Origin of the sequence: Synechococcus sp. W55.1, from assembly GCF_047461655.1 — a bacterium.
Taxonomy (GTDB): domain Bacteria; phylum Cyanobacteriota; class Cyanobacteriia; order Thermostichales; family Thermostichaceae; genus Thermostichus.
In genome coordinates, this window is record NZ_JANSHN010000017.1 from 26736 (window position 1) to 52255 (window position 25520).

20 protein-coding genes are annotated in these 25520 nt (G+C 60.2%); 11 read left to right on the top strand and 9 right to left on the bottom strand.

The genetic code is table 11. From position 1 onward, the window contains the following. Window positions 1–52: 52 nt before the first annotated feature. The 3 genes from NW816_RS09575 to accD all read right to left on the bottom strand — a co-directional run bounded on the left by NW816_RS09575 (window position 53) and on the right by accD (window position 2410). Complete coding sequence (locus tag NW816_RS09575) at window positions 53–757, bottom strand: class I SAM-dependent methyltransferase (RefSeq protein ID WP_414408998.1); 705 nt, start codon at window positions 755–757, stop codon at window positions 53–55. A gap of 101 nt (window positions 758–858) precedes the next feature. Next, window positions 859–1233, bottom strand: a complete 375-nt coding sequence (locus tag NW816_RS09580; protein ID WP_414355467.1) for an STAS domain-containing protein — start codon at window positions 1231–1233, stop codon at window positions 859–861. 232 nt (window positions 1234–1465) lie between these two features. Beyond that, a complete protein-coding gene (gene accD, locus NW816_RS09585) occupies window positions 1466–2410 on the bottom strand; it encodes an acetyl-CoA carboxylase, carboxyltransferase subunit beta (RefSeq protein ID WP_414408999.1) in 945 nt (314 codons plus the stop codon). A 124-nt stretch (window positions 2411–2534) separates the two neighbouring features. Here accD and NW816_RS09590 point away from each other — a divergent pair, with 124 nt between their 5' ends. From NW816_RS09590 to NW816_RS09610, 5 genes are all read left to right on the top strand, one after another. Beyond that, window positions 2535–3401, top strand: a complete 867-nt coding sequence (locus tag NW816_RS09590) for a tRNA (5-methylaminomethyl-2-thiouridine)(34)-methyltransferase MnmD (RefSeq protein ID WP_414409000.1) — start codon at window positions 2535–2537, stop codon at window positions 3399–3401. Between the two features lie 153 nt (window positions 3402–3554). Next, window positions 3555–4163 (top strand): hemerythrin domain-containing protein, encoded by a 609-nt coding sequence (locus tag NW816_RS09595; RefSeq protein ID WP_414409001.1) that lies wholly within the window; start codon window positions 3555–3557, stop codon window positions 4161–4163. Window positions 4164–4256: 93 nt separating this feature from the next. After that, window positions 4257–4445: a DUF4089 domain-containing protein gene (locus tag NW816_RS09600; RefSeq protein ID WP_414355470.1), complete on the top strand. Its 189-nt coding sequence runs from the start codon at window positions 4257–4259 to the stop codon at window positions 4443–4445. Continuing rightward, window positions 4442–5842 carry an AtzE family amidohydrolase gene (locus NW816_RS09605; protein WP_414409002.1) on the top strand — a complete coding sequence of 467 codons (1401 nt, stop codon included), beginning with the start codon at window positions 4442–4444 and terminating at the stop codon, window positions 5840–5842. The genes NW816_RS09600 and NW816_RS09605 overlap by 4 nt, the downstream gene beginning before the upstream one ends. A 338-nt stretch (window positions 5843–6180) precedes the next feature. Next, entirely contained in the window at window positions 6181–7086 is a 906-nt protein-coding gene (locus tag NW816_RS09610; protein ID WP_414355472.1) for a hypothetical protein, read from the top strand. Window positions 7087–7109: 23 nt separating this feature from the next. Here NW816_RS09610 and thrC read toward each other — a convergent pair whose 3' ends face one another. Next, window positions 7110–8189: a threonine synthase gene (thrC, locus tag NW816_RS09615; protein ID WP_414355507.1), complete on the bottom strand. Its 1080-nt coding sequence runs from the start codon at window positions 8187–8189 to the stop codon at window positions 7110–7112. Window positions 8190–8337: 148 nt separating this feature from the next. Beyond that, window positions 8338–9984, bottom strand: a complete 1647-nt coding sequence (locus NW816_RS09620; protein ID WP_414409003.1) for an isochorismate synthase — start codon at window positions 9982–9984, stop codon at window positions 8338–8340. A gap of 271 nt (window positions 9985–10255) precedes the next feature. Here NW816_RS09620 and menA point away from each other — a divergent pair, with 271 nt between their 5' ends. The 4 genes from menA to NW816_RS09640 all read left to right on the top strand — a co-directional run bounded on the left by menA (window position 10256) and on the right by NW816_RS09640 (window position 17934). Further along, entirely contained in the window at window positions 10256–11197 is a 942-nt protein-coding gene (menA, locus tag NW816_RS09625) for a 2-carboxy-1,4-naphthoquinone phytyltransferase (RefSeq protein ID WP_414409004.1), read from the top strand. Between the two features lie 154 nt (window positions 11198–11351). Further along, window positions 11352–13205: an LptA/OstA family protein gene (locus tag NW816_RS09630; RefSeq protein WP_414409005.1), complete on the top strand. Its 1854-nt coding sequence runs from the start codon at window positions 11352–11354 to the stop codon at window positions 13203–13205. A gap of 77 nt (window positions 13206–13282) precedes the next feature. After that, window positions 13283–14461: an LptF/LptG family permease gene (locus tag NW816_RS09635; RefSeq protein WP_414409006.1), complete on the top strand. Its 1179-nt coding sequence runs from the start codon at window positions 13283–13285 to the stop codon at window positions 14459–14461. A gap of 44 nt (window positions 14462–14505) precedes the next feature. Then, window positions 14506–17934, top strand: a complete 3429-nt coding sequence (locus NW816_RS09640; RefSeq protein ID WP_414409007.1) for a hypothetical protein — start codon at window positions 14506–14508, stop codon at window positions 17932–17934. A gap of 44 nt (window positions 17935–17978) precedes the next feature. On the opposite strand, the gene NW816_RS09645 is transcribed toward NW816_RS09640, so the two are convergent. The 3 genes from NW816_RS09645 to NW816_RS09655 form a co-directional block, all read right to left on the bottom strand. Continuing rightward, window positions 17979–19610 carry an alpha-D-glucose phosphate-specific phosphoglucomutase gene (locus NW816_RS09645; RefSeq protein ID WP_414409008.1) on the bottom strand — a complete coding sequence of 544 codons (1632 nt, stop codon included), beginning with the start codon at window positions 19608–19610 and terminating at the stop codon, window positions 17979–17981. A 155-nt stretch (window positions 19611–19765) separates the two neighbouring features. Further along, window positions 19766–21052, bottom strand: a complete 1287-nt coding sequence (gene arsJ, locus NW816_RS09650) for an organoarsenical effux MFS transporter ArsJ (protein ID WP_414355478.1) — start codon at window positions 21050–21052, stop codon at window positions 19766–19768. Window positions 21053–21073: 21 nt separating this feature from the next. Further along, the gene (locus NW816_RS09655) at window positions 21074–22084 is read right to left on the bottom strand and encodes an ArsJ-associated glyceraldehyde-3-phosphate dehydrogenase (protein WP_414409009.1); all 1011 of its coding nucleotides are present in this window, start codon (window positions 22082–22084) and stop codon (window positions 21074–21076) included. Between the two features lie 324 nt (window positions 22085–22408). Between NW816_RS09655 and NW816_RS09660 the strand changes: the two genes are divergently transcribed. After that, a complete protein-coding gene (locus NW816_RS09660) occupies window positions 22409–23092 on the top strand; it encodes a DUF2232 domain-containing protein (RefSeq protein WP_414409010.1) in 684 nt (227 codons plus the stop codon). Window positions 23093–23334: 242 nt separating this feature from the next. Then, window positions 23335–23574 carry a DNA-directed RNA polymerase subunit omega gene (locus tag NW816_RS09665; RefSeq protein ID WP_011433877.1) on the top strand — a complete coding sequence of 80 codons (240 nt, stop codon included), beginning with the start codon at window positions 23335–23337 and terminating at the stop codon, window positions 23572–23574. An 88-nt stretch (window positions 23575–23662) separates the two neighbouring features. On the opposite strand, the gene NW816_RS09670 is transcribed toward NW816_RS09665, so the two are convergent. After that, a complete protein-coding gene (locus NW816_RS09670; RefSeq protein WP_414409011.1) occupies window positions 23663–25513 on the bottom strand; it encodes a mechanosensitive ion channel family protein in 1851 nt (616 codons plus the stop codon). Window positions 25514–25520 lie beyond the last annotated feature (7 nt).

Genomic DNA, 25520 nt, shown 5'->3' on the forward strand with positions numbered 1-25520 from the left:
GTCTATTCTGCACTCCGTAGTCCAAAACATCTCGTTATGGGCAGTTGGACATTCAGGAGATAGGCTTTTCGGCTGCAAGTCGCACAAAGCGATTTTGGTTGTAGAGCTGCTGAGCCACCACTGCGAAACCCACCTTCTCCAGCAACCACACCAGGTCTTCGGCGCTAAAGCGATTGTGCTCGCAGAAGTGGGTGAACTGATCCAGCAGTGTTTCCAAAGGGGTATCGGGCTGGAAGAGTTGGGCCTCTGTATCGGCGTCGAAGTAGAGGCTGAGAGGAGCGCGCACCCAATCCACCAGCAAAAATCGCCCCCCCGGCTTGAGCAGACGCAGCACCTCCTGCAACAGGCGCAAGGGCTGCACCATCTCGTGCAACACCACCACTGCCTGAGCTGCATCGATGCTGTTGGCCGCAAGCGGCAAGTGAGGGTCGTGCAGGTCGGCCTGCAGCAGCTGGATTCCAGGGATCCCCTTCAAATCTGCCGCCGCTCGCTCCAACATGTAGGGCATCACATCCACCCCGATGAAGTGTCCTCCGGGATAGCGTTGCGCCCACTGACCCAGAGCAAACCCCGGCCCGGTTCCCAGATCCAACAAGCGCGGTGCAGGAGGCAGGCAGGGCTCAATGTGCATCTGCCAGAACTGCCAAAACGCCTCGTTAAAGCGCCCAGGAGCTGTTGCCAGCATGCGCTCGCAGAAGCTGGGGCCACGGTGGTGCCGGTAGAGAAGCTGAAAGGTATCGAGGCCGGTCTGGGGCATGGCTGAAGATTGTTGAGAAAATTGCTAGAGGGATCACCAGAATTCGCTGATGGGCTGAAAAGAGCATCGGGGGATCCCCAAAAGTAAGGCCTAATGTCGGCCTAACGAGCAGTAGGAGCGCTGGAAAAGTTGGCAATGCCGGTCTCCAGGTCGCTAAAGCAGGTCAATACCTTTTCCATAGAGGTGAGGTTGAGGACGAGGGCCACATTTTCCGGCACGCAACAGAGGCTGAGGTTGCCCCCAGCAGCACGGCACTTGCGCAAAGCAGAGATCAACACCCCCAGCCCAGAGCTGTCCATAAAAGTGACCGACGACATATCGATCAACATATTGGTGTAACCGAAATCTATAACTTGCTGGAGCAACTGCCGAGCTTCTGAAGCAGCCTTGGCATCAAAACGACCCTCCAGCGGCACAATCGCCAGTTTTTGCCCTTGTGGAGTCTCAGCAGTACGGATGCGCGGCTTAAAATTCATCGTTTCCGGTCAAGACCTCATGCCCCACCTTAACACCATCCGCTGCCTCGCACCAGGAAATCTTGGAAGATCCGCAGGGGACAGTACGGCTCCATCCCAGAACACCTGCCCCCCCACCCCAGGAGCCGGAGAGAAGTCTGATGGAACCCAATATCTCTCCACTAATGACTACACCCTCCGCAGGGAAGGGATCCGGCCTCGGCCACAAATTCCGCATCTTAGGCGGATCTACCTACAGCATGGGCTGCAGGGTTAAAGCCTCTGAGCTGATTGAAGGAAGGGACACATGCAAACGGGGGCGGTGCATGGAGAGCAACTGGGCCAGGCGCTTGCGCAACTCGGTGCGGGGCACAATCGCGTCGATGAGCCCTTGGGCCAGCAGGTACTCGGCGGTTTGGAAGCCTTCTGGCAGCTTGCCCTTGCCGATGGTTTGCTCGATTACGTTGGGCCCGGCAAACCCCACCTGCGCGCCCGGCTCGGCCAGGATCAAATCTCCCAGCATGGCAAAGCTGGCAGTTACCCCGCCATAGGTGGGATGGGTGAGCACAGAGATGAACAATTGTCCGGCGTCGCGGTGCCTTTGTAGGGCGGCTGAGGTCTTGGCCATCTGCATGAGGCTGAGGATCCCTTCCTGCATGCGGGCTCCCCCCGAAGCCGAAAACAGGATCAAAGGCAGGTGATCGCAGGTGGCCCGTTCCGTGAGGCGGGCAATCTTCTCGCCTACCACCGAGCCCATGCTGCCGCCCATAAAGCGAAAGTCCATCACCCCAATCGCCACCGGGATCCCTTCCAGGCTTCCCAACCCTGTCAGGACGGCATCCTTGAGCTGGGTGCGCTCCTGGTAGGTGGCCAAGCGCTCGGAGTAGGGCTTTTGGTCGAAAAAGTGCAGGGGATCCGTGGGAGCCAGGTGTTCGTCCAGGGGCTGCCAGGATCCGGGATCCAAAAGCTGTTCCAGACGCTCTGGGGCTGTAATGCGGTGGTGATGCCCACAGCTGGGGCAAACTTGCCAGTTTTGCTGCAGATCCTTGGTGTAGGTCAGGGTGTCACAGGCAGGACACTTTTGCCAGAGGCCATCGGCAATTTCTCTCACCTGACGCTCTTTGTCGAAGGGGCTGCTACCTGTCAGGTTTAGAGAGGTTTGTCTGCGCCGTTCCGCAAACCAATCCAGTAAAGACATAGCTGTTGAAATATCCTCCCTACTCAGGGATGTCGAGAGCCCTGCCGGTGAGCTGCGAAACACATCTCAACGTTCTCAAGCTATCAAAGAATCGCCCAACTGAAAATAGAGACAACAGCAGGCAATGGAGACTCGGTGGCAGGTGCTGACCACAGGGGATGGATCCCTGACCTTTTTCTCGGAAGAGTTTGGACAGGCTTTTCACAACGTCAGTGGTGCCGCTCAGGAGGCTCTGGAGAAGTTTGTCCGCCCTTGCCGGCTGGATCGGCTGCCGTTGGAACGGGATCCCGCCCAGCCCATTTGCCTTTTGGATATTTGCTTTGGCCTGGGCTACAACTCCGGCCTTGCCCTAGAAACCATTTGGCAAATCCGGCCCGATTGTCTTGTGGAGGTAATCGGCCTGGAGCGATCCCCGGAAGTACCCCGGCAAGCTTGGCAGGCAGGGGTGGGATCCGACTGGAGCTTTGGGCAAGAATGGCAACACTGGATTGAACAGGGATCCTGGCAATCGGAGCGCTGGCGCGGAATGCTGCTGTGGGGCGATGCCCGGCAAACGGTGTTGCAGGTGCCGCTGGGGTGGGCAGATGCGGTGTTTTTGGATCCCTTCTCGCCTTCTGTTTGCCCAGAGCTGTGGACGGTGGATTTCCTGCGGGCCGTGGCTGAACGGATGCGACCAACCGGCATTTTGGCCACCTATTCCTGTGCAGCGGCGGTGCGAGCGGCTCTGTTGGAAGCAGGGCTTTTCATCGGCTCTACCCCCCCGGTAGGTCGTCCTTGGCCGGGGACAGTGGCCTCGCCCCAACCTGACCACCTGCCGCCTCTTTCCCCCATGGAGTGGGAGCACCTGAAAACTCGCGCTGCCGTGCCCTACCGGGATCCCACCTTGAAAGGAGATAGAGCGCAAATCCGTCTGCAACGCCAACGGGAACAGCAGGGATCCCCTTTGGAGCCCACTTCTGCTTGGAAACGCCGCTGGCCTGTGCAAGCCTAGAGAGTGGCGTTGCCGGAGTTCAGATCTGGACAACTTTTCCCAGGATTGCTGCCCGAGTGTATCCAAGACACCTGCGCTATTCCCGTACCCTTACGCAAGCCACCATTTCTTGACAAAGTTAAGCTAGGATGAAACTTTTCTGCTGTGAATGCCATGTCCTCTTCAGCCTCTGCCGGTACGCTGGTTGCCCTTTGTGCTGAACAGCACCGCGTCATCCTGCAGTTTTTGACTCGCCTGTCTCGAGCGCCGGAGTTGGATCTGGAGCAGCGACGCCTCTGTGTACAAAGGTTGCGACAGCGCCTCTCCCGCCACATTCAACTGGAGCGCCATGTTCTCTACCCCCTGCTCAGGTCGGCTCTCCAGGGGGATCCCCACCTTAGCGACCAAATTGAGCGGCTGGAGCAACATCTGCGGGATCAGATCCCGGAGCTGACGCGCTTTTTGCACCAATCAGAGCGCACTCCCCAGCAGGTGGATCCCTCTGCTGCCCTTCACTTCTATCGGAAACTGCGGGCCCAGTTTGAGCAGGAAGAGAAGGTCTTGCATCCCCTCTTTGCCCAGCATGTCTCTCCCGCCGCGGAGCAGCAGCAGTTGCGCCTATTCCGAAAACGCCTACAGGCCAGCGCTGCCGCCAATAGCTCTGCAAGTAGCCGCCGCGTCGCTCTGGAGGAGCTGGAACGGCAAGCGGTAACCCGTCCTGTCTTGCCCAACGAGCGCTTCTGGTCGCTGCAGGGCAACGCTGTGCAGATGGCCGCTCCCTAGCCAACGACGGTCTTGTTGTTGGAGGCTGCCTGGTGGTGTTCGCAGGCGAGCTTGTGGTATCTTTGCCGCAACCGGCCTGCTGACCCTAGAACCATGCAACCCTGGGATCCGGAAACCTACGTCGACCAGATGGCCCAACTGCTGCAACTGCCCCTGCATCCCGACCACCGAGCAGGGGTGATCGAAAACTTTGCCCGCTTTTTGCCCATTGCTCAGCAGGTGCTGGAGTTCCCACTGCCGCCGACGGTTGAGCCAGCTCCCACCTTTGACTCGCAAGTATGACCGGCGATCCCCATCTTCTCGGCAGCGCCGACGCGGTCTCCATTGCCAGGGCTGTCCGCCAGGGATCCGTGAGTGCCCAAGCGGTGGTGGCCGCCTGTCTGGAGCGGATTCGCCGGCGGGATCCCCAGCTCAATGCCTTCACAGCCGTGCTGGAGGAATCGGCTCTGCAAGCAGCGGAGCAGGTGGATCGACAGGTGGCTCAAGGGATCCCGGTGGGCCCGCTGGCAGGGGTGCCCTTTGCCGTCAAGAACTTGTTTGACGTGGCCGGCCTCACCACCCTAGCTGGCTCAGTAATCAACCGCGAGAACCCCCCGGCCATCCAAGATGCAACAGTGGTGGCTCGTCTCAAGCAGGCAGGGGCGATCTTGGTGGGCACCCTCAACATGGACGAGTACGCCTACGGCTTCGTCACCGAAAACAGCCACTACGGCCCCACCCACAACCCCCACGATCTCAACCGCAGTGCGGGGGGATCCTCTGGCGGCTCGGCAGCAGCGGTGGCAGGAGGTTTGGTGCCCCTTGCCCTGGGCAGCGACACCAACGGCTCGATTCGGGTACCGGCCTCTTTGTGTGGCGTCTACGGCCTCAAGCCCACCTATGGCCGTCTGTCGCGGGCAGGGGTGGCTCTGTTTGCCGCCAGCTTCGACCACGTGGGCCCCTTGGCCCGTTCGGTGGCCGATATTGCCCTCAGCTTCGATGTTATGCAAGGGCCGGATCCCCAAGATCCCGTCTGTACCCGGCGTCCTGTGGATCCCACCTTTGGGCAGTTGGGGCAGGGGATCGAAGGCTTGCGCATCGCGGTGGCGGATGATTACTTTGCCCGAGGGGCAGAGCTCCCCATCTTGGCCGGAGTAGAAAAAGTGGCCCAAGCCCTGGGGGCCCGCCAGACTGTGCGGATCCCGGAAGCCCAGCGCGCCCGCGCCGCCGCCTACCTGATCACGGCTGCCGAGGGAGCCAACCTGCACCTGCCCAACCTGCGAACTCGCCCCCACGACTTTGACCCGGCCACCCGGGATCGCTTTTTGGCCGGAGCTTTGCTGCCCGCCAGTTGGATCTTGCAGGCACAGCGCTTTCGCCGCTGGTACCGCCAGCAGGTGCAGACCATTTTTCAGGAGATCGATCTGTTCATTGCCCCCACCACCCCCTGCTCTGCCCCCTTACTTGGCCAAGAGAAGATGGTGATCGATGGGGTAGAAGTTCTCACCCGGCCCAACCTCGGCCTCTACACCCAGCCCCTCTCGTTTATCGGTCTGCCGGTGCTTTCGCTGCCGTTGCGCGAGAGTGGATCCCTGCCTTTTGGCGTACAACTGGTGGCCGCCCCCTACCAAGAAGCCAAGTTGCTGCGGGCAGCCGCCTATTTGGAGAAGCTAGGGATCCCCAATGCGCAGCCGGTTTGAGCCATGAAGAGCCCTACTTTTGCAGCACATCTAGCGCTAGAGCTCGTGGGCATCTTCTCATGAACACTAAATATGTAGATGAACCGGTTGTGTGGTCAAGACAAGATTTCAATTGCTTTTGAGGAGCCGCTTTAGTCTCTGTGTAGCCTGTGGGTAACGTCTGAAGCTGTATTGGGGCAGAATCTTTGGCCTTGGCTCGCAAGAGAGATTGGGGCACCGGATATTAAAGTAAAATTAAGCCCCCAGTTGTTGTATCAAATGCCTCCTTCTCCAGGCTTGGCCAATAGAATGAACAGCATAAAATAGACACGGCACCCCCACCTGGACTCTATAACCCTATGGATCATCCTGATTCTGTGGCTCGGCGCTACATGAAACTGTGCGAGGCCTATCTCTCTCTCAACGAAGCCTTCGACAAATTGGATCAGTCCCACAGCCACCTACAGCGCCACTTCAAACGACTCCTTGGCTATTTCAGTGCTGCCCAACAAGCTCTGGTTCAACTGCCGCTCTTGCAACAGCGGATTGAGCAGAGCGACCGCTGGATGAACTCCTTGCGAGAAGAACTGCAAGCCAAAGAAGCCCGGCTTGGCGAGCTAATCGCCAACTACGATCAAGTCTGTGGCGAGCTGGACTCCACCAAAGCAGAACTGTTGAGCGCTCAAGCGCTGATTGAGAAACTTGAAGCGGAAAATGCTCAGGTTTTGGAACGCTTGAGTCGGCTTACCAACGTGGAAGAGGAAATGGCAAACTTGGCGGAACAGCTAGCCCAAGCGAACGAAGCTCGTCAGCAGATGGAAGTTCGAAATCGCGAGCTAGAGCGAGCTTTGGGAGACCGGGATCAGCACATTTACAGCCTGCAGGAGCGATTGGCCCAATTGGAGCAAGAGATGGCCTTCTTGAAAGCTCAGCGGGATGAGGCCCAGCAGGCTGCACAACTGGCTATGTCTCGCGCGGAGCAGGCGGAAGTCGGGCTGAAGGCGCAAACCGAACAAGTTCAGACTTTACGAAATAAGCTCCATCAAGCCGAACAGCAACTGGCCATGGTAACCCTGAACGAGCTGGAGCTCCTGCTCGGCCATGACTCGATGAACCTCTTGCAAGAAGCGGAGCAGGCTGCGGAAGTAGATGCCCAGGTGCTGGCAAGCGTACCGGCCTCTCTGGCCGAGGCAGAACGCATCCTGCTGGAGATCGACCAGTTCATTTTGGCCTGCTCGGAGCCCATGAAGTCGCAGGCTGCCTGACCGGTATCGACTTATCGACTCTCCTAAAAACCCATCAGACGGGCAACAGCGGACAGCTCAGGGACAACGCCGGTGTGGATGGGGGTGGATCCCTGGTGGGTAGCCGTGTCGGGATCCTTGAGGCCATGGCCCGTCAGCACACACACCACCTGTGCCCCGGCAGGCACCTGCTCTCGCCATTTCAGCAATCCTGCCACCGAGGCTGCACTGGCCGGCTCGCAAAAGATCCCTTCCTCTGCGGCCAGGAGACGATAGGCCGCCAGAATTTCCTCATCGGTGACGCTATCCACCTGGCCGCCGCTCACCTGCACTGCCGCCTTGGCCTTCACCCAACTGGCAGGGTTGCCGATGCGAATGGCTGTGGCCACCGTCTCTGGGTGTTCCACCACCCGGTTTAACACCATGGGAGCAGCACCGGCAGCCTCGAAGCCGTAGAGACGAGGGCGACGGGTAGCCTTGCCCTGCTGGCGATACTGGCAAAACCCCATCCAGTAGGCGGTGATGTTGCCCGCGTTGCCCACCGGGATACAGAGCCAATCGGGGGCATCCCCCAAAGCATCCACCACCTCGAAGGCGGCGGTTTTTTGCCCTTCTAAGCGGAAGCGGTTAACCGAGTTCACCAAAGCCACTGGGTAGGTTTCCGCCAGTTGCCGCACCATGGCCAGCGCTTGGTCGAAGTTGCCCTGAATGGCGATGATCTCCGCCCCATACATCAGGGTTTGGGCCAGTTTGCCCTTGGCCACATAGCCATCTGGGATCAGCACATAGGCCCGCAGACCCCCTTTGGCTGCAAAGGCAGCGGCAGCCGCCGAGGTGTTGCCGGTACTGGCGCAGATCACGGCCTCTGCTCCGGCCTCTTTGGCCTTGGACACCGCCATCGTCATACCCCGATCCTTAAAACTACCGGTGGGGTTGAGGCCCTCCAGCTTCAGGTAAACTTGGCAGTCTCGCCCCAGCCGTTGGCTCAAAGCCGGGGAAGGCACCAGGGGCGTGTTGCCCTCATGTAGCGTGACCACAGGCGTGCTAGCGCTGACGGGGAGCCATTCCCGATAGTGCTGGATCAGGCCGGGCCAAAGCCCCACTTGCGCGCGGGATCCGGCCATACGAGGGGGATGGGTGGGATTTAGGGTCGCCATGCCGCAGAGAACACCGAGGCCAATCAAAGACCAGCTTTCTCACTGTAGCGGTTCGTGGAGCGGTTCGTATCAACCTCGCGCAGTGGCGGCAGAAACACCCTCTCGATCCCCTCTCTCAGAGGCTTGGGAGCGGGAGAGCCGCAGGGCGTAGGGCCAGAGCCTGCACCAGAGAGCGCAGCTTCAGACGAATCTCGGCCAGTTCCTGCTCTGGGTTGGAGTCGGCCACAATCCCGGCACCGGCATACAGACGGGCTCGATCCCCCCGAATCAGGGCGGAGCGGATCCCCACCACAAACTCGCCATTGCCCTGTAAATCTACCCAGCCCAAAGGAGCAGCATAGCTAGAGCGATCAAAGGGTTCCAACCGCTCCAGCCACTGCAGCGCCGCCTGCTGGGGATACCCTCCCACTGCCGCCGTCGGGTGGAGCTGGGCCAGCAGGTCGAACAGATGCACATCGGCGGGGAGCTCGGCCTCGATCAAAGTTTGCAGATGCTGGATGTTGGCCAAACGGAGCAGCCGAGGCTGAGGGGAAATGCAGGGATCCATCCCCAACCGACCCAGAGCCTCCTGGATCGAGCGCACCACCCACTGGTGTTCGCGGCGGTCTTTGGGGCTGCAAAGCAACCTCTCGGCCAGCACCTGATCCTGGTGGCTGGTGGCTCCACGGGCTGCAGAGCCGGCTAAGGCATCGATCTGCGCCCGACCTTGCCACACAGAGAGCAGGCGCTCCGGAGTGGCCCCCAAGAAAACCTGGGGAGAGATCCCCTCTTGGGTCAGAGGGAGAGGACTGGCCGGCGAACTCCCCCGCCTGTCTGCCCCCAGGGACTCCGTCCGAGTAGCGCGAGCGGCGAAGGCAAAGATGCTGCAATCGGGATGATGCTTTTCCAGATAAGCCAGCAGAGGCGGGATCGATGGCGAGGCAGGCAAGTGCAGATCCACAGCCTCTGCCAGCACCACCTTTTCTAAGAATCCCGCCCGAATCGCCTGCAGGGCTTTTTGGATGCGCCCCAAGAGGGCAGCTTCCTCCACCTCCACCGGCACGGGAGCTTGCAATTCCCACAAGGGCAAGGGGGATCGAGAAAGGCGCTCCATTTGGGCAAAAAAGGCGGTGATCTGCCCGGCCAAAGCTGCTAGGTCACTTTCGGGAGCAATTTCCAGATTGAGCCGCGCTACCGTCAGGGATCCCCAGGAGTCTGGCACCTGCAACAGTTGCCAACGTGGCAGCACCAGCGCTGCCCCCCCTTTGCTCCTGGGGCTGAAACTGAGGCGACAGAAACACAGAGGGCGTTCCTGCCGGCTGCCTGGGGATCCCCCCACCTCAGGGGGCTCCATTCTGCCGACGCAAGCGGTATGGAAATGGGGCTGCAGCTCTTCCACAAAAATCCGCGCCGCCTGCAAGCCCCCTTCTCCCGAGAGATCGACCCGCCGCAGGGATCCCCACCCCAGCACCCGCACCCTTTCCCCGCGGGCCTTGTGGGAGAAATAACAGTAGCTCGGGAATCGGTTCGTGGGGAGAGAACCCAGCTTCTGGGCCAGCACCGCCAGCGGATCCAGCTCTGGGATGGGCTGGGACAAGCTGAGGATTTGGGGCACGCCCCGCGCCCGCGCCATCTGTTGGCAGGCGGTTAGGAAGGGATCCCAGTGGCGCCGATCCCTCGCCTCGTCCGTCCAGGTAGAAGTGCGAGTCGGCGGCCATGCTCTCGGCCACTCCAGGCACTCAAGCGTACCGTGGGCATTCCAAGGGGAAAGAGAAGAGGTCATGCGCAAGAAAAAGAAGACGATCCCACCTTGGCCGAAAACAGGACACCCGTCGATGGAGACCGGCAGAAGATGACTTTAGGATAAGAGATTAGGAGAAGGGCCGGCAGCCTGAGCTTCTGGGGGCCAGATCTGAGGAGCTTCTTCACGGACTGCAAAGTTTCTTAGCATCCTGGGGGATGCTTTCTCAGGCGCTCTACCCTACAGAGCAGATGGTTGTAGACAGATCCAGAGACAGGCCCCAGAGCAGGCTTGCTTCCCAAGGAGAACTCCCATGAATCCAGATGTCGGCCAAGTGCAGCCAGCAGCAGAGGTCGCATGGAGTGACCCCTCCCGCCGGCAATTGTGGATGGCTGCCCTTAAGCCCCCCATGTACAGCGTGGCGATCATGCCCATCTGGGTGGGATCCGCCATTGCCTACGCCCAGTCAGGGGTACTGGATTTGGGGGTTTTGGGGGTGTTTTGGGGAGCTGCCATCTGCATCTTGGCCTGGGTCAACCTCAGCAACGACGTGTTCGATGCCCAGACAGGGGTGGACAAAAACAAACTCCACTCCCTGGTTAACCTGACAGGCAAGCCGGGGCGGGTGTTTTGGGTGGGGAATGCCTTTTTGGCTCTGGGGCTGCTGGGGATCCTGTGGCTGAGCTGGCGGCAATCGGATCCCACGGTGCTGCTGTTGGTGCTGGTGGCCTGCGGGCTGGGCTATGCCTACCAGGGGCCGCCCCTGCGCCTGGGCTATCAGGGCCTGGGCGAGATCCTCTGCTTTTTCAGCTTTGGGCCGCTGGCGGTTTTGGCCGCCCACTACAGCCAAAGCCAGACCTGGTCGCTGCCGGGGTTGGCAGCCTCACTGGTGGTGGGGATGGCGACCAGCTTGATCTTGTTTTGTTCCCATTTCCATCAAGTGCAGGATGACCTAGCCTGCGGCAAGCGCTCGCCGGTGGCCCGCCTGGGGACTTTGCGCTCGGCCCGCCTCATCCCCTGGCTCTGCAGCAGCCTTTTTGCCTTGATGCTGCTGTTTGTGGGGCTGGGGATCTTTCCGGCTTGGACACTGCTGAGTTTGGCGGGGATCCCGTTTGCAGTGCGGCTTTCCCGCCTGCTGGGTACCTATCACGATCAGCCGCAGCGGATTAGCCACTCCAAGTTCATCGCCGTCAGTCTCCATTTTTGGCTGGGGCTGTTTCTGGGGCTAGGGTTCATCCTCAGCCGCTATGGCTGAAGGCTGAAAAGTCGGCTTAAGGCTAGGTGTGCGCGGGATCCCCCCGGTGCAGCCGGCAAAATGGGATAAGCTACAGCCTAGAGTGCTAGCTCAGAGCGTTGGCTCCAAGGGGAGTGGTCAGTTCGGGTCGAGGTGAGGCGGCAGCGAAAACAGGATGCGGCGATTCTTCAATTCCAACCTGGGGGTGGCGCTGTTGGGGAGCAGCATCTTGGCTGCTTTGGTGGGCTGGGCCTTGTTGATCGACATCGAAGAAGTGAAGGTGGAGTCTCCTTCCCCCGATCAGCCCCTCTCGGTCAGCCGCAGGGTAGACATCTTGGGTCGTCGGGGAGGCCATCAGCGTTGGCGGTTGATTGCCGAGCAGGTGGATCTGGCAGCTGGGCAACAGGTATTTGAACAGGGGGCACACGGCTACTTCTACGGAGAAGGTGCCGACCGGCAAAAAGGGGTGCCGGATCCCTTTTTTGATAGCAGCGAGCAGATGACTTGGCGGGCCAAGCGAGCCCGCTACAATGCCACCGCCGACGAGCTGTATTTGGATGGCGAGGTGGAGGTGAGGAGCGACGATGGCAGCTTGCTCTTGACCAGCGCCCTGAGAGTCACCCCCGAAGAACGCATCGAGGTGCCCGCGGAGTTCACCCTCAAAGGCCGGGAAATGGTGTTGCAGGGCCGCTCTGGCTCGTTTAACTTTCAATTTGCCCTTCTCAGCGCTCAGCAGGGCAAGCTGGTGGTGCTGCGCACCGACAGCCCGGCAGCCGCCCCCCCGACCGATCCCGCCAGCGCTTCCCAGTGGGTGGCCAGTGCTGCAGCGGATCCCGCTTCCATCACCATCACCGCCGACCAGATCACCTACGACCGCACCCAACAAGTGGCTCAGGGGAAAGGGAACCTGCGCATTCGCGAACGTGGCATCGAAATTCGCGCTCCCCAGGGCACCTACCTGCGGCAACAGGCCCAAAGCATTCTCTCCGGCGGCGTGGTGTTACAGGAGGTGGCCGGCGACAGCAGCCGGGATCCCTTATTGGCCGATCTGCGCTTGGCCCAGGCCTCTCCCGGCCCGGAGGCGACCCCAGACCAACAGGATCAAGAAGTCACCATCATTGCCGACCGCCTCACGTACGACCGCAACACACAAATTGCCCAAGGCGAAGGCAACCTGGAGATCCGCCAGGGGGAAACCATCATCCAGGCGGCCCAGGGCACCTACCGCCGCCGCGAATCCCAAAGTCTGTTGACGGGAGGAGTTACCCTGGAAGAACCCGGACGGGTGCTCACCTCCGCCCGCCTGGAGGGCAACCACCGCGACAAGATCTTCCTCTTTGAAGACAACGTCCTCTACCGGCAGATGGCTACCTTCACTCCGGCGCCCAGCGAGGGATCCCTGACAGAGGAGCTGCGCCAAGCCGAAACCGAAGTGCGGGCTGCCCGCCTGGTTTACAACTCCCGCACCGGTACTTCCGAGTTTAGCGATGCCGTCGAGTTTATCCAGCGGGGACGTAGGGCCAAGGCCAACCAAGCCACCATCACCCCTGAGAAAGTGGAGCTGCGGGGAGAGGTGGTGATCGAGCAGATCGAGGGGGAGTGGCTGGCGCGGCGGCTACAAAACCCGGAGACCCAGGCCGATGTGGATCAGCCGACGGTGATCTACGCCGACCGGGTGGAGATCGACCAAGCCAGCGGCGATGCCCGCTTCTTCGGCAATGTGGTTATTGTGCAGGCCAACCGCGCCATCGAAGGGGATCGCGCCGATTACTTTGACCGAGAACAAATTTTCAAAATCAGCGCCGAACAGGCTCCTGTGGTGCTCTGCGATCGGGGAGAGGTCGGCCGCCTTCCCGGGGAGAGCACCCAAGCTCTGCCGGGCCGCAACGCGCTGGATCAGATGTGCCGGGGCGCCAATCGCCTCAGTGGCAAGCTGGTTACCCTGAACATAAAACAAGATGAATACACCGTCGAAGGGGACGGGCAACAGCAGGGCATGTTTCAGTTTCGCATCACCGACGCCCTCTGATGGGATCCCCCCTCGGGGAGCCATCTGTGGTTTTTGATCGTCCAGGTTTGGCTGAGGTTGTGATCCGAGGTGATGTCATGACGGCTCCACTCGCCGAGGGCAAACTGCGCAGAACCCCTGCTCAAGCGGGCAGCTTTTGGGGATCCCTGAGATTGGGAGCTGCCTTTTTGGAGTTTTATCTCTTCAAAGAGATGATCCGCCCCTTCTTTCTGGGGGTGGCCGGGGGCACGGTGATGATGCTGGGCAACCAGCTGTTTATCTACACTGATCTGCTGGTGAAAAAGGGCGCTCCTCCGCTAACCATTTTGCACATTCTCATCCTCAATTTGCCCGCCATTTTGGTGGTCACCTTTCCCATTGCCGGCCTCTTTGCCACCTTGCTCACCCTGGGCAAAATGGGAGCCGATAGCGAGATCATCGCCCTGCGCGCTGCCGGGATCCCTTACCGCAAGGTGTTTATTCCCGTGCTCTGTATTGGCCTGCTGATCAGCGGCTTGGCGCTGTTGACCAATGAAGTCATTGTGCCGGAAACCAACCAAAAGGTGAAAATCCTGAACAAGAACCTCATCTTGGCTCAAGATGCTCTTTTGTTTAATCCAGAAGAGATCGTGCAGGTGGATGATGATCTCTGGTTTCATGTGGGATCCCTCGACCCAGAGACCGGCTTGATGCAGGATTTGTTGATCCTGGATCGCAAAGCTGAGACCGGCCACCTGCGCTATCCGCAGGTGATCTCCGCTCAAACCGCGCAGCAGGTGGGCCAATCGTGGCAACTGCGAGATGTGGTGATCCGCCGTTATGACGAGCAGGGGCGCACCTACTATGAAGGCCAGGTGGAAGAAATGCAGCTCAACATCGTCAACAAACTGGTGGGCCTGGTGTACGCGGAAAAAGTGCCCCAAGAGCAACGGGCGGGGGAGCTGTGGGAGCAGTGCCAGCGATATCGAGCGGAGCAACGTCCTTCTGCCGATGTGGCTCGCTGCCTGACAGAATACCACCTCAAGTTCGCCATTCCTTTGGCCAGCTTTTTCGCCATCTTGGTGGCTGCCCCCTTGGGCCTGCAAACGGTGCGGCAAACGGGGCGCTACGGCGGCGTGGCGCTAGCGATTGTTCTGGTGTTTATTTACTATGTACTGATGAGCCTGGGACGAGCGATGGGTCGAGTTGAGCACATCGATCCCTGGCTGGCTGCCTGGTTGCCGAATATGATTTTCGGTGGGGTAGGCCTTTCTTTACTGTGGCGGTTTTTACGGTGAAATCCTGCAACTTCCCCCCTGACTTCAGCTCTTGGGCAAAGTGGTTGGCTCTTTGCTGGGGCGGCTCCCTGTGGTTGGGGACGGGGGAGGCCGTCTTCGCCCAGTTGGACCCCCTGCCCACTGTTGGCGTCGGCGGGACGGAGTTCTCTCTGGAGGGCTACCAGCGCTTTCGGTCAGCGCAAACACCCGCTCAGCGCCTGCAACCGGCCCGCCGGGCTTCCAGTCCAGAACCGATTGCTCCTACCGATGGAGATCCCATTACCCTGGTTGAGGCGCAATCCTCCCCGCCGGCGGCTGCTTCTCCCCTGCCTGCTACGGCCTTGACTGCGGCAACCCCACCCCCTACGGCCCCGGTTTCAGACTTTGGATCCCCTCCCCTTGCCAACTCTCCTGAAAAGCCCCTCACGCCAGAAGAACTGAACCGACAGCGGCTACAACGGCTGTTGGCCGAAGGGGCAGCAGCCCATGCTCGGCGACAGGCGCAGCAAGCCCAAGCAACACCGGCTCCCCAGCCCGCTTCACCGGCGACGCCCACTGCAGCAGTTCCCACCCTGGACTCCCTTCGGCTTTCCCAGCCCATGACTTCTCAGGCTGAGGCCCTGCGGGTGGAAGAGCAACCCTGGCTGCGCCCCACCAAGGACTCCGTCCCGCTAACGCGATCGGAATCCAATGGCGAAAACCGGGCTACGGCCCAACTGCAAGGTGGAGCCGGTTCAGAGGCAAGGTTAAATCGGATCCCAGCTTCCCCCAAGACCATTCCTCCCCTGATCTCCCAAGCCGGTGGGAGCTTGGATTTGGGCGGTGTTGTGTTGGCAGATGCCGCCCCTGCGTCGGGGCTGACGGGATCCCCCATGGCCACTCAAAGGGGCAGGGAAGCCTTTGTCCCCACTGCGGGCTCACCCCTGGCTCCTCAACTGCTGGAGCAGTTCCCCCTTTTGCGGGATCTGGGCACTGGTGCAGATGCCGTCTCGGCGACAGGGAACGTTAGCCAGGGATCCCAAATCCGCCAGCAGCTCTCGGCCACCGCGCAGCGGCAAATTCCCCTTGACCCGGATCAAATCAACGTGAGTGGGGATGTGCTCAGCTACATCGCCGAACAAGACCTGGGCATTGCCGAGGGGAACGCCTTGATCCAACTGGCTGACGGCACCCGCATCACCGGCGACCGGCTGCTGTTTTATCGGCGGGAGCGACGCCTGCGCAGCGAGGGCCCTTTTCGCATGGAGCAGCCCCCTGGCCCCCAAGGGCGGGGGATCCGGCAAATCGAAGGGCGAAATTTGGATCTGGATATCCCCGGTCGCACCGCCCAATTTGAGAGCTCGCTGGTCATTCTGCCGGGGGAGGAGCCGGGCACCAAGGTTTTTGTGCGCAGCCAAGAGACCACCGCCATTTTGGGGGATCAGATCTTTTTCGAGAAAGCCACCGTCACCACCTCGCCAGAGCCACCCATCACCCACTACGTGCAAGGGGATCGGGTGGAGGTGTTTCCCGATGACCGGGTGATCGTCTACGACGCCCGCGTGTTTGCCGGCGGCGAGCTGACAGAAGCAGGGGATCTGCGGGCGGGCCTTCAGATCGCCTATTTCCCCCTGTTCATCTACAGCCTGCGGGATCACCAGTGGGTGCTGCCGGGGCGCAGCGAGACAGAGGGGGTGTTTGTCAAATCCAGTTGGGCCTACCGCTTCGACGAATACAACTTCGGCGGCCTGCGGCTGGATGTCATGCAGAAAAAAGGGGTGGGCATCGGGTTCCTGCACGACTACATCCTGCCCATCCCGGACAGTGTCAACTACGGGCGAGCCCAGTTTTACTTGGTGACCGAAGCTGACCAACAGCGCTTCTCCAGCCGTTTCCGCATCGACCACAACTTCGACTTCTACGCTGCCAACCTCTTTGGGCAGGAAGGCCAACTGCGGGGACAGCTCAACCTCAACCTGGACAACACCTACCGTCCTGCCGGCGGACGCAACGACAACGCCGATCTCCGCCTCAACGCCACCTTTCAGGGGGATCTCTCCACCACCACCCTCAACATCAGCCGCACCGGATCCCAGGAGCGGGGCATCTACAGCTTCCCCCTCACCCTCAGCCACACTCAGCGCTACGGGGGCGTGCATTGGCTGCAATCGGATCTGCGCTTGGACTACAACCAGCGGGTGAGCGTCAAAGATGGCCCCGACTTTGCCGATGCGCGGTTGACGCTGGGCACTCAACTGACCCCACCCGGTTGGGGAGGTACCTATCGCCTGGCCTACCGTGCCTACAGCAGTTCCAATGGCGACAACGAGCCGCGTCGCAACTTCGAGCTGGCCTTTAACCCCGACCTCATTCGCATCACGCCCGATATTGCCCTCAGCAGCGCCCTCACCCTGACTCAAGAGCAACAGCCGGATCAAGAGGTGGGGGCAGGTCTCCACTTTTTCAATCGCTACGAGCTGCGCTCCAGCCTCCAGTTCAACGATATTCAACCGGCTCCCTGGATCACCTTCATGCCGGGTTCTATCGATTACACCCAAGTCCTCTACTCCACTCCTGACCAGGAGTCTACCGTCAGCCTCAACCCTCGCCTCAGTCTCAGACCTGCCGACTGGAATACCATCGACCTGCGCTACAGCCGCACCTTCTACGGCAACAATTCTGTGCCCTTCCAAACCCTCTCCACCAGCCCTAAAGATGTGGATCGCATCAATGCCAACATCAGCTTCTTTACGCCCCGCGATCCCCTACCCGATGTGCCCCCAGGCTACATTGCCTTTGAAGATGACCTGCCCGGCGAGCTGCCGATAGCCCTGACCTTCCCCGACGATACCCCGGAGGATTTGCAGGCCATTGCCTCCCGCAACTTGCAGGAGCTGCAGGCAGAGGTGAAAAACCTGGTGCGCCTGGACACCAGCCTTGGCTACGACTTCATCACCCAGAAGTGGGATACCCTCAACGCCAACTTCACCTGGAGCACCGCCCCTGATCTGTTCAACATTCAGTTGCAGACGGCCTACGACCTCAACGAAGGGCAGTTGCAACCGATCCGTCTGGAATATCGGGGGCGCAGCAGCACCACGTTTAACCGGGATCAACGCTCCGGCCTGGAGGTGTATGAACCAGGGATCAGCTATGCCCTGCAGGCGGTTTACGATCCCCGGTTGGGCCAGATCTCTACCTATGGCCTGGAGCTGGATGCCACCCTCGGCACGCGATGGCAAAATCACTGGCGGCTGCGCTTGGGCCTGACGGAAGAAGGGATCCGCCGCGTGGAAGTCCGCCGCGACCTGCGGGATTTTGAGCTGCGCCTGGCCTACGATCCGGTAGCCGAGTCGCTGCGCCTGGAAGGGATTCTGGTGGCCTTTCCCAGTCGCCCGGTGGGCCTCACCCAAGAGCGGGGAGATTTTCAACTGACCTCTCCCATCACCTCTCCTATCGGCACCTTTTTGCTCCGCGACGCCGACGCGACCGGCTGGGATGGCCTCAGGCCCTGATCCCCGCTTCCCTGGGAAGGCTCCCTGTCCACTGTTGCGACGGGCTAGGTGATGACGTCTGGCTGCTGCCGACCGGTGCGGGCGCGAATCTGGGCAAGGTGATCGGCCAGTTGAATCTGTTCGGCCAAGGCCACTTGGGGATCCAGGCCATGGCGGGCGGGATCCAGCTCCAGCCGCTCCAGGTACACCCGCAGGGTGGCTCCGTGGGTGCCGGTTCCAGAAAGCCGGTAGATGATGCGGGATCCCTCCTCAAAGCCAATGCGGATCCCTTGGTGGCTGGTGGTGCTGCCGTCCACGGGATCGGTGTAGCTGAAGTCGTCAGCGTAGGCCACCAGCTGGGAGCCCAGGCGCTGGCCCACCCACCCGGGCAGGGAGCGTCGCAAGTCTTCCATCAGCGCCTCGGCCACCTCCACCGGCAGTCCCTCGTAGTCGTGACGGGAGTAGACGTTGCGCCCATAGGTGCGCCAGTGCTCTTCCACGATCTGCCGCACCGGCTGCCGTCGAACGGCCAAAATGTTCAGCCAAAACAGGACGGCCCAGAGCCCGTCTTTTTCCCGGATGTGGTGAGATCCGGTGCCGAAGCTCTCTTCCCCGCAGAGGGTGACCTTGCCGGCATCCAGCAGGTTGCCGAAGAATTTCCAGCCGGTGGGGGTCTCGTAGCAAGGGATCCCCAGCTTGGCCGCCACCCGATCCGCTGCCTGGCTGGTGGGCATGGAGCGGGCAATTCCCGCCAGACCTTCTCGGTAGCCGGGTACCAGGTGGGCATTGGCAGCCAAGACTGCCAAGCTGTCGCTGGGGGTCACGTAAAATTGGCGGCCCAGGATCAGATTGCGATCCCCATCCCCATCGGAAGCGGCCCCAAAGTCCGGCCCATCTTCCCGAAACAACAGTTCCACCAATGGGCGGGCATGCACCAGGTTGGGATCCGGGTGTCCGCCGCCAAAATCCGGCAGGGGCTGCCCGTTGAGCACACTGCCCTCTGGTGCTCCCAGGGATCCCTGGAAAATGGCGTGGGCATAGGGGCCGGTGACGGCGTGCATGGCGTCGAAGGCAATGCGGATCCCGGAAGCCAGGTAGTCGCGGATGGCCTCGAAATCAAACAGGCGCTGCATCAGGCTCAAGTAATCGGCCACCGGGTCGATGACGGACACCGTGAGGGACCCCAGCCGTTGCTCGCCCAAGCGATCCAGATCGACATCGGGAGCTTCCCAGATGCGGTACTCCTGGATCCGCTGGGTGCGGGCGTAAATGGCCTCAGTCACCTTCTCCGGGGCAGGGCCGCCGTTGCCGATGTTGTACTTAATGCCAAAATCCCCCTGGGGGCCACCGGGGTTGTGGCTGGCGGAGAAGATGATCCCCCCATAAGCGCCGTACTTGCGGATGAGACAGGAGACCGCCGGCGTGGAGAGGATCCCTCCTTGGCCCACCAGGACTCGCCCGATGCCGTTGGCCGCCGCCATCTTGAGCAGGATCTGAATGGCCTCGCGGTTGTGGTAGCGGCCATCCCCCCCCACCACCAGGGTTTGGCCGCTGGATCCCTCCAGGACATCAAAAATGGATTGGACGAAGTTTTCCAGGTAGTGGGGCTGCTGAAACACCGATACCGGCTTGCGCAGGCCAGAGGTGCCGGGTCTCTGGCCAGGGAAGGGCGTCGTGGGAACAATGCGCAGGCTCATAGGCTGCCGGAAAAGCTGCTTGCTCCTCTACTATCTCATCGTTGGGCCTCTTGTTTGGGCTGAGTTGCATCGGCAGCGCAGACTTCTTTCCCTGCCCATCCATGTGTGGATTGGGTTGAGCGGACTGCATCATCTCGGCTGGTAGCCCTCCATCTTCAATCCCCTGGCTTAACCACCCACTCCACCGGGGTTTTGCTGGGATCCGGCAATTTCAACGAGAACAGCCCCGCCGCCAAGATCAAGAGGGTGGAAAACCAAAGACAGCCCTCCAATCCGTAGAACTGGAAGAGGATCCCAGAAGTTACCGTCCCCAACAGCCGCCCGCCGGAATTAGCCATGTAATAAAAGCCCACATTGAGGGCTACATCGTCGTCTTCCGTGTAGGCCAGCACCAGGTAGGAATGCACTGCCGAATTGAAGGCAAAGACGATCCCGAACAGGATCAAGCCGCCGGTGATCACCAGCTCCGGTGCCAGCCCGGCCATGAAGGCTGTGGCAATGATCGCCGGCACCGCCGTCAGCACGAAGGTCCAAATCTGGATGGTGCGGGCCTTGGGAGCACGGCCAGGGCGACCCCCACCCAGCAGTTGCGGCGCTACAAACTGAATGAACCCATAGCCAATCACCCAGATGGCCATGTAACTGCCCACCTGCATAAAAGTCCAGCCCAGCTCGTCGTAGAGAAACACCGGCAGGGCCACCACAAACCACACATCCCGCGACCCAAACAGGAAAAAGCGAGCTGCCGAGAGGATGTTGATCTCTCTGCTCTTGGAAAACAGCCGCTTGAAGGGGATCTTGGCCTTGATTTTGCCCATGTCTGCAGGCAGCAGCGCCCCCGAACAGAAGATCAAAGCCAACGCCCCCGCCTGGACAAAGTTGGCCATGCGGAAGCCCATGGGATCCCCGTAGATTTCGGTGAAGATCTGCAGCAGGGCCGCTCCCACAAAGAACCCCACCCCCTTGAGGGCGTTTTTGGATCCCGTGAGCATAGCCACCCAACGAAACAGGCGGGATTCCGCTTCTTTGGGCACCACCAGGCGGATGGCGCTTTTGGAGCTCATCTTGGTGAGGTCTTTGGCAATCCCGGCCAGAGCTTGGGCGGTCATCACGTAGGCCACCTGGCCCCAGACCGGCCACTGCATGTTCAACACGCCCAGCATCACCAAACCGAAGATCTGGATGGCAATGCCCCCATACAGGGTCAGCCGCAGGCCAAACAGGGATCCAATCCAGCCGCCCAGGAAGTTGGTAATCACCCCGAAGATCTCGTAGAAGAGAAACAACATGGCAATTTGAATCGGGGTAAAGCCCAACTTGTGGAAGTGCAGCAGCACCAACATGCGGATGGCGCCATCGGTGATGGTGAATCCCCAGTAGGCGGCTGTAACCAGGGCATAGTTGCGAACCGCAGAGGCTTGAGCTGTCGAAACAGAAGTCATGGGCAGGTCTCCAAAGGGGATCTATAGACTGCGGGCCACTTTGCGGGCCAGTTCCGCCATGCGGTTGGCATAGCCCCATTCGTTGTCGTACCAGGCCAGGATCTTCACCTGGGCGCCATCCACCACCATCGTCGAGGGCGCATCCACAATGCTGGAGCGGGGATCCCCTTTGAAATCCACCGAGACCAGGGGCAGCTCCTCGTAGCCGAGGATCCCCTTGAGTTCGCCCTCGGCTGCAGTTTTTAAGAGGTGATTGACTTCTTCCACGGTGGTGGGCCGCCTGACTTCGAACACCGCATCGGTCAGGGAAGCGTTCAAGAGAGGAACACGCACCGCAATGCCGTTTAATTTGCCGTTGAGTTCGGGGTAAATCAGACCAATGGCCGTAGCAGAGCCGGTGGTGGTGGGCACCAGAGACAGCAGAGCGGAGCGGGCCCGCCGCAGATCTTTGTGGGGGGCATCCACCATGGTTTGGGTATTGGTAACGTCATGGATGGTGGTGATCACCCCGTGAACAATGCCGATCCCCTCGTGGATGACCTTCACCAAGGGAGCCAGACAGTTGGTGGTGCAGGAAGCTGCCGTCAGCAAATGGTGCCGGGCCGGGTCGTACAGGTGATCGTTGACGCCCATAACAATGTTGAGGGCCTCTTCGTCCTTGACAGGGGCAGCCACAATCACCTTGCGCACCCCCGCTTTGAAGTAGGCATCCAGCTCCGCTGCCTTGACAAACTTGCCCGAGCATTCCAACACCAGCTCGATCCCCAACTCTGCCCAGGGCACTTCACCGGGGGATTTGTGTTCGCTGAAGGTGAGGGTTTTCTCTTGGATGCGCAGCCGGTTATCGGATCCCTCGATATCGATAGTCCAGCGGCCCTGCACCGAGTCAAACTTCAACAGGTGGGCCGCCGTCGCCGCTCCCCCTTTGATCTCGTTGATGTGGGCGAATTCCAGCTCTTTCCAGCCCCAAGCAGCCCGCAACACCAGCCGTCCGATGCGGCCAAAACCGTTGATGCCCACCCGCACTGCCATAGCATTGACCCTAGACTTGTCCAGAAGGGATCCCGCTCTCTCAGGGCAAATCCCGCCTCGACTTTATCAGAACGCCCTAGTCGTTTCAAGACAAGTTGATGGGTAGGGTCAGGAGAGACTGGCCGATGGGGGTCGGTTCACGGTTGGCCTTGGGAAATGTTGCCGAATGTCCTGAAATCCAAAAGGGATCCGCTGAGGCAGCCCCAATCGACAACAGGGCCTATCCTGTAGCCGATTTGCAGTCCAGATCCACACCTCTGGGCAACAATTCGCCCAACCCGGCAACCGGTGGCCTAAGCTGGGAAAAGTTGTGCTTTTCTGGATGTGCCCCCGCCGCCTCAGCCTTCTGTGCAGGATGACTTTCCTCCCTTACCCCCCCCACCTCCCCGTTCTCCGGCCTTGAGGGTGGTGGAGACAGCTTTTTTGGCCAGTACGGCAGCCTTGATCTGGATCCTGAGCTACACGCCGCTAGCTCCTTTCATGCGCCTGTTTTTCCCCATCCCGGTGGCGCTGGCGGTGATGCGCTGGGATCCCCGCACAGGGGCAATGGCCCTGGCAGTCTCCGGCCTGTTGCTGACGGTGCTGATAGGGCCCACGCGCAGCATTCTCTATGTCATTCCCTATGGTCTGCTGGGCTATTGGTGTGCCCGCCTGTGGCAGCAGCGTCTTTCCTGGTACGTCTCGGTGGTGAGCGGGGCTGTGCTCAGCGCCCTGGGCTTGATCTTTCAGTTGGTGCTTTCCTCCCTACTGGTGGGGGAAAACCTCTGGATCTACGTAACCATTCAACTTACCGGCCTAACCAACTGGCTCCTGGATGTGTCCCTCAGCCGATGGGGCGTCTACTGGGTGGCAGAACCCTGGATGGTTCAGGTGGTGGTGGTGGGATTTATTGCCTTCAATTCCCTCATCTACGTATTCACGGTGCATTTGGTGGCCGCCCTGGTGATGGAGCACTTTCGTTGCCCGCTGCCACCCCCGCCGAAGTGGGTACAGTTTTTGCTGGATTAGCAGCCCCTGTGAGTTGTACAAGAGCAGAGCAAGCTGCTCTACAAATGAGTTCTTGACAAATCTTGACAAATGAGTTCTTGGCAAAAGTCCCACCCTATTGCCATGCAACGCTACAGGAATGCAAGAACTGGAAGGTTCTCTGCTAGGATCGCGGTAGCGGGACGGAGTCCTTTCGCGTTAGCGGGACGGAGTCTCGTTGGGATCCCGGTGGCAACAAGATATCAAGATTTAAGACTGCGATTATGGCTTCCCGCAAGAATCAACTGGCTATTGACAATGACGAGCTGATGCGTCGGGTAGAGGCTCTGATCAACGCTTCCAAAAATCGCTATCGCATCACGGTACAGGTGGCCAACCGCGCCAAGCGCCGCCGCTACGAGGATCCGGATGATATAGAAGATGGCTGGATGAAGCCAATCCGCCGCGCTGTCATCGAAATGTCGGATGAACTGACTGAGCCGGAAATCATCGGCGATGAGTAGCCGTTAGGCCCACGGCCCGCTGGCGGGATCGCCCTGTTGAAATTGCAAGCTGGCTGAGCGGCTAAGGGTGGAAGCCCTCGGCGTCTATCTATTTTGTCAAGTCGCTTGGAACGGGATCCCTTTCCCGCAGGCGAGCCTCGAGCCGCGATTCCATTAGGTGCAGCAGGCGGTGGGTCTCCTCTGGGCTGAGACCCTGGATGCGCATCTCCAAGGGGCTGTGGAACCAGAGGGTCTGCTGTGGGAAAGGAATCTGGATCCCTGCTTGATCGAAGGCGTGCTTGAGGCGACGGCGGTATTCCCGCGCCACCCTCCACTGCTGCAGAGGCTGCACCTTGATCCAAATGCGCAGCGTGATCCCCCGCTCCCCCAGATCATCGACACCGTGCATTTCGGGGGGCTCGAGGATTTTTTCCCGCCAAGCTGGCTCCCGGTACATCTGCAGAGCCACCTGCTCGGTGATGCGTATTGCCTGTTCCAGATCGTTTTCATAGGCGATCACAATCCCCAGATCCACCCGTGACCAGCCGTTGGAGAGGTTCTCCACCACCCGGATGGCACTGTTGGGGATAGAGATCAAGCTGCCTTCGGTGTTGCGCAACTGGGTTAGCCGCAGATCCATGTGTTCCACAAGGCCGCCCCGCCCGTCCACCACGATCACATCCCCTTCGGCAAATTGATCTTCGATCAAAATCAACAGCCCATTGATCACGTCCTTAATCAGATCCTGAGCAGCCAGGGAAATCCCCAGCCCAATAAAGCCTAGGCTGGCCACTAAGGGGCCAATATTGACCCCCACTGAGGCCAGGCCAGCCAGGGATCCGAGCAAGACCAAGGTAGTGGCTGCAACTCCTTTAGAGACGCTGGCAAAGGTGCTGAGGCGTTTGCTGAGGCGATAGGTGGGGGCATTTTGCTCTTGGCGCAGGGCAGCAAAGAGGTTATCCAGTACCAGTCCACTCAGCCAAACACTGCCATAGGTGGCCAGGCCCACCCCTGTCAACCGCAACAGAGGGCCGCGCAGCGAAACCAGGAAAAACGTTTGCAGGGGTCGCGTTTGTGGGAAAAGGCCCAAGCTCACCCCAACTCCGCCCACCCACAGGCCAATTTGCACCAGGCGCAGCAGGCGAATTTGCAGCTCTAAATAGGATTCCTGCCGTTTGCGTCCGGCCTGTTGTTCGACCAAGACGGGATCCACGCCCGGCTGCTCTTCCCCCGCTAGGCGCTCCTGAATCTCTGCTTGGATGGCCTGGTATTCCGTCTGCAGGGCATCGCGTTTTTGCTGCAGCCGTCGCCGTTTTCGCTGGCAGAGCTGGCTCAGGCTCCCTACCACAGCCAGGATGCCGAGGGCAATCACCGCTTGGCGGCGCAAAAATTGAGGCTGCCGCTCCCGTTGCGAAGTGCGCAGCGCTTCCTCAACAATGCCGGCTACCTGCTCAGCCCAGTCCATGGGTTGGGCGCCCTGGAATTGAGCATCGAGGGAGGTGATGGTTAGCAAATGTCGCCCATTCACCCGGATAACAGGCTGGTTGGTCTGGCCGTCCAGGGTGACTTCAACCTGCAGCGCCTCTGGATCGAATCCGGCGCTGGCCAACTGGTGCAGGGTTTGTTCAATGGAGCGCACCCGCTGCGACACCGGAGGCAGGCTGCCGGGATCCCCCTGCGGTGCGGTAACCACGAACAAACGCCGCCCATCCAGCGTCACGGCCTCCGCCTGGATAGAAGAGGTGGGGAGGCTAAGCGCTTGCCGCAGCTCTTCTAGGGCATCCAAACGGTTGAGCAAAGGCAGGTTGGAGGTGGTGCCGTTGTTTTCGGCAGCTTCCTGCCCCCATGCGGGCCCGCTTATGGGGGATAGGGCAAGAGATGCACTGAAAAGGAGAGGCCAAAACAGGGATCCCGTTTTCCCCGGCTTCGGCTTGTCTACCGATCGCAGTTTGTGCAGCATGAGCCGT

What these genes read in the sequence shown, in the direction of transcription:
- NW816_RS09580 (WP_414355467.1), bottom strand. Translation starts at nt 1,233, where the DNA reads ATGAATTTTAAGCCGCGCATCCGTACTGCTGAGACTCCACAAGGGCAA.
- NW816_RS09575 (WP_414408998.1), bottom strand. Translation starts at nt 757, where the DNA reads ATGCCCCAGACCGGCCTCGATACCTTTCAGCTTCTCTACCGGCACCAC.
- NW816_RS09665 (WP_011433877.1), top strand. Translation starts at nt 23,335, where the DNA reads ATGGCTTCCCGCAAGAATCAACTGGCTATTGACAATGACGAGCTGATG.
- thrC (WP_414355507.1), bottom strand. Translation starts at nt 8,189, where the DNA reads ATGGCCGGATCCCGCGCGCAAGTGGGGCTTTGGCCCGGCCTGATCCAG.
- NW816_RS09635 (WP_414409006.1), top strand. Translation starts at nt 13,283, where the DNA reads ATGACGGCTCCACTCGCCGAGGGCAAACTGCGCAGAACCCCTGCTCAA.
- NW816_RS09655 (WP_414409009.1), bottom strand. Translation starts at nt 22,084, where the DNA reads ATGGCAGTGCGGGTGGGCATCAACGGTTTTGGCCGCATCGGACGGCTG.
- accD (WP_414408999.1), bottom strand. Translation starts at nt 2,410, where the DNA reads ATGTCTTTACTGGATTGGTTTGCGGAACGGCGCAGACAAACCTCTCTA.
- NW816_RS09595 (WP_414409001.1), top strand. Translation starts at nt 3,555, where the DNA reads ATGTCCTCTTCAGCCTCTGCCGGTACGCTGGTTGCCCTTTGTGCTGAA.
- arsJ (WP_414355478.1), bottom strand. Translation starts at nt 21,052, where the DNA reads ATGACTTCTGTTTCGACAGCTCAAGCCTCTGCGGTTCGCAACTATGCC.
- NW816_RS09610 (WP_414355472.1), top strand. Translation starts at nt 6,181, where the DNA reads ATGGATCATCCTGATTCTGTGGCTCGGCGCTACATGAAACTGTGCGAG.
- NW816_RS09605 (WP_414409002.1), top strand. Translation starts at nt 4,442, where the DNA reads ATGACCGGCGATCCCCATCTTCTCGGCAGCGCCGACGCGGTCTCCATT.
- NW816_RS09670 (WP_414409011.1), bottom strand. Translation starts at nt 25,513, where the DNA reads ATGCTGCACAAACTGCGATCGGTAGACAAGCCGAAGCCGGGGAAAACG.
- NW816_RS09645 (WP_414409008.1), bottom strand. Translation starts at nt 19,610, where the DNA reads ATGAGCCTGCGCATTGTTCCCACGACGCCCTTCCCTGGCCAGAGACCC.
- NW816_RS09600 (WP_414355470.1), top strand. Translation starts at nt 4,257, where the DNA reads ATGCAACCCTGGGATCCGGAAACCTACGTCGACCAGATGGCCCAACTG.
- NW816_RS09590 (WP_414409000.1), top strand. Translation starts at nt 2,535, where the DNA reads ATGGAGACTCGGTGGCAGGTGCTGACCACAGGGGATGGATCCCTGACC.
- NW816_RS09620 (WP_414409003.1), bottom strand. Translation starts at nt 9,984, where the DNA reads ATGACCTCTTCTCTTTCCCCTTGGAATGCCCACGGTACGCTTGAGTGC.
- menA (WP_414409004.1), top strand. Translation starts at nt 10,256, where the DNA reads ATGAATCCAGATGTCGGCCAAGTGCAGCCAGCAGCAGAGGTCGCATGG.
- NW816_RS09630 (WP_414409005.1), top strand. Translation starts at nt 11,352, where the DNA reads ATGCGGCGATTCTTCAATTCCAACCTGGGGGTGGCGCTGTTGGGGAGC.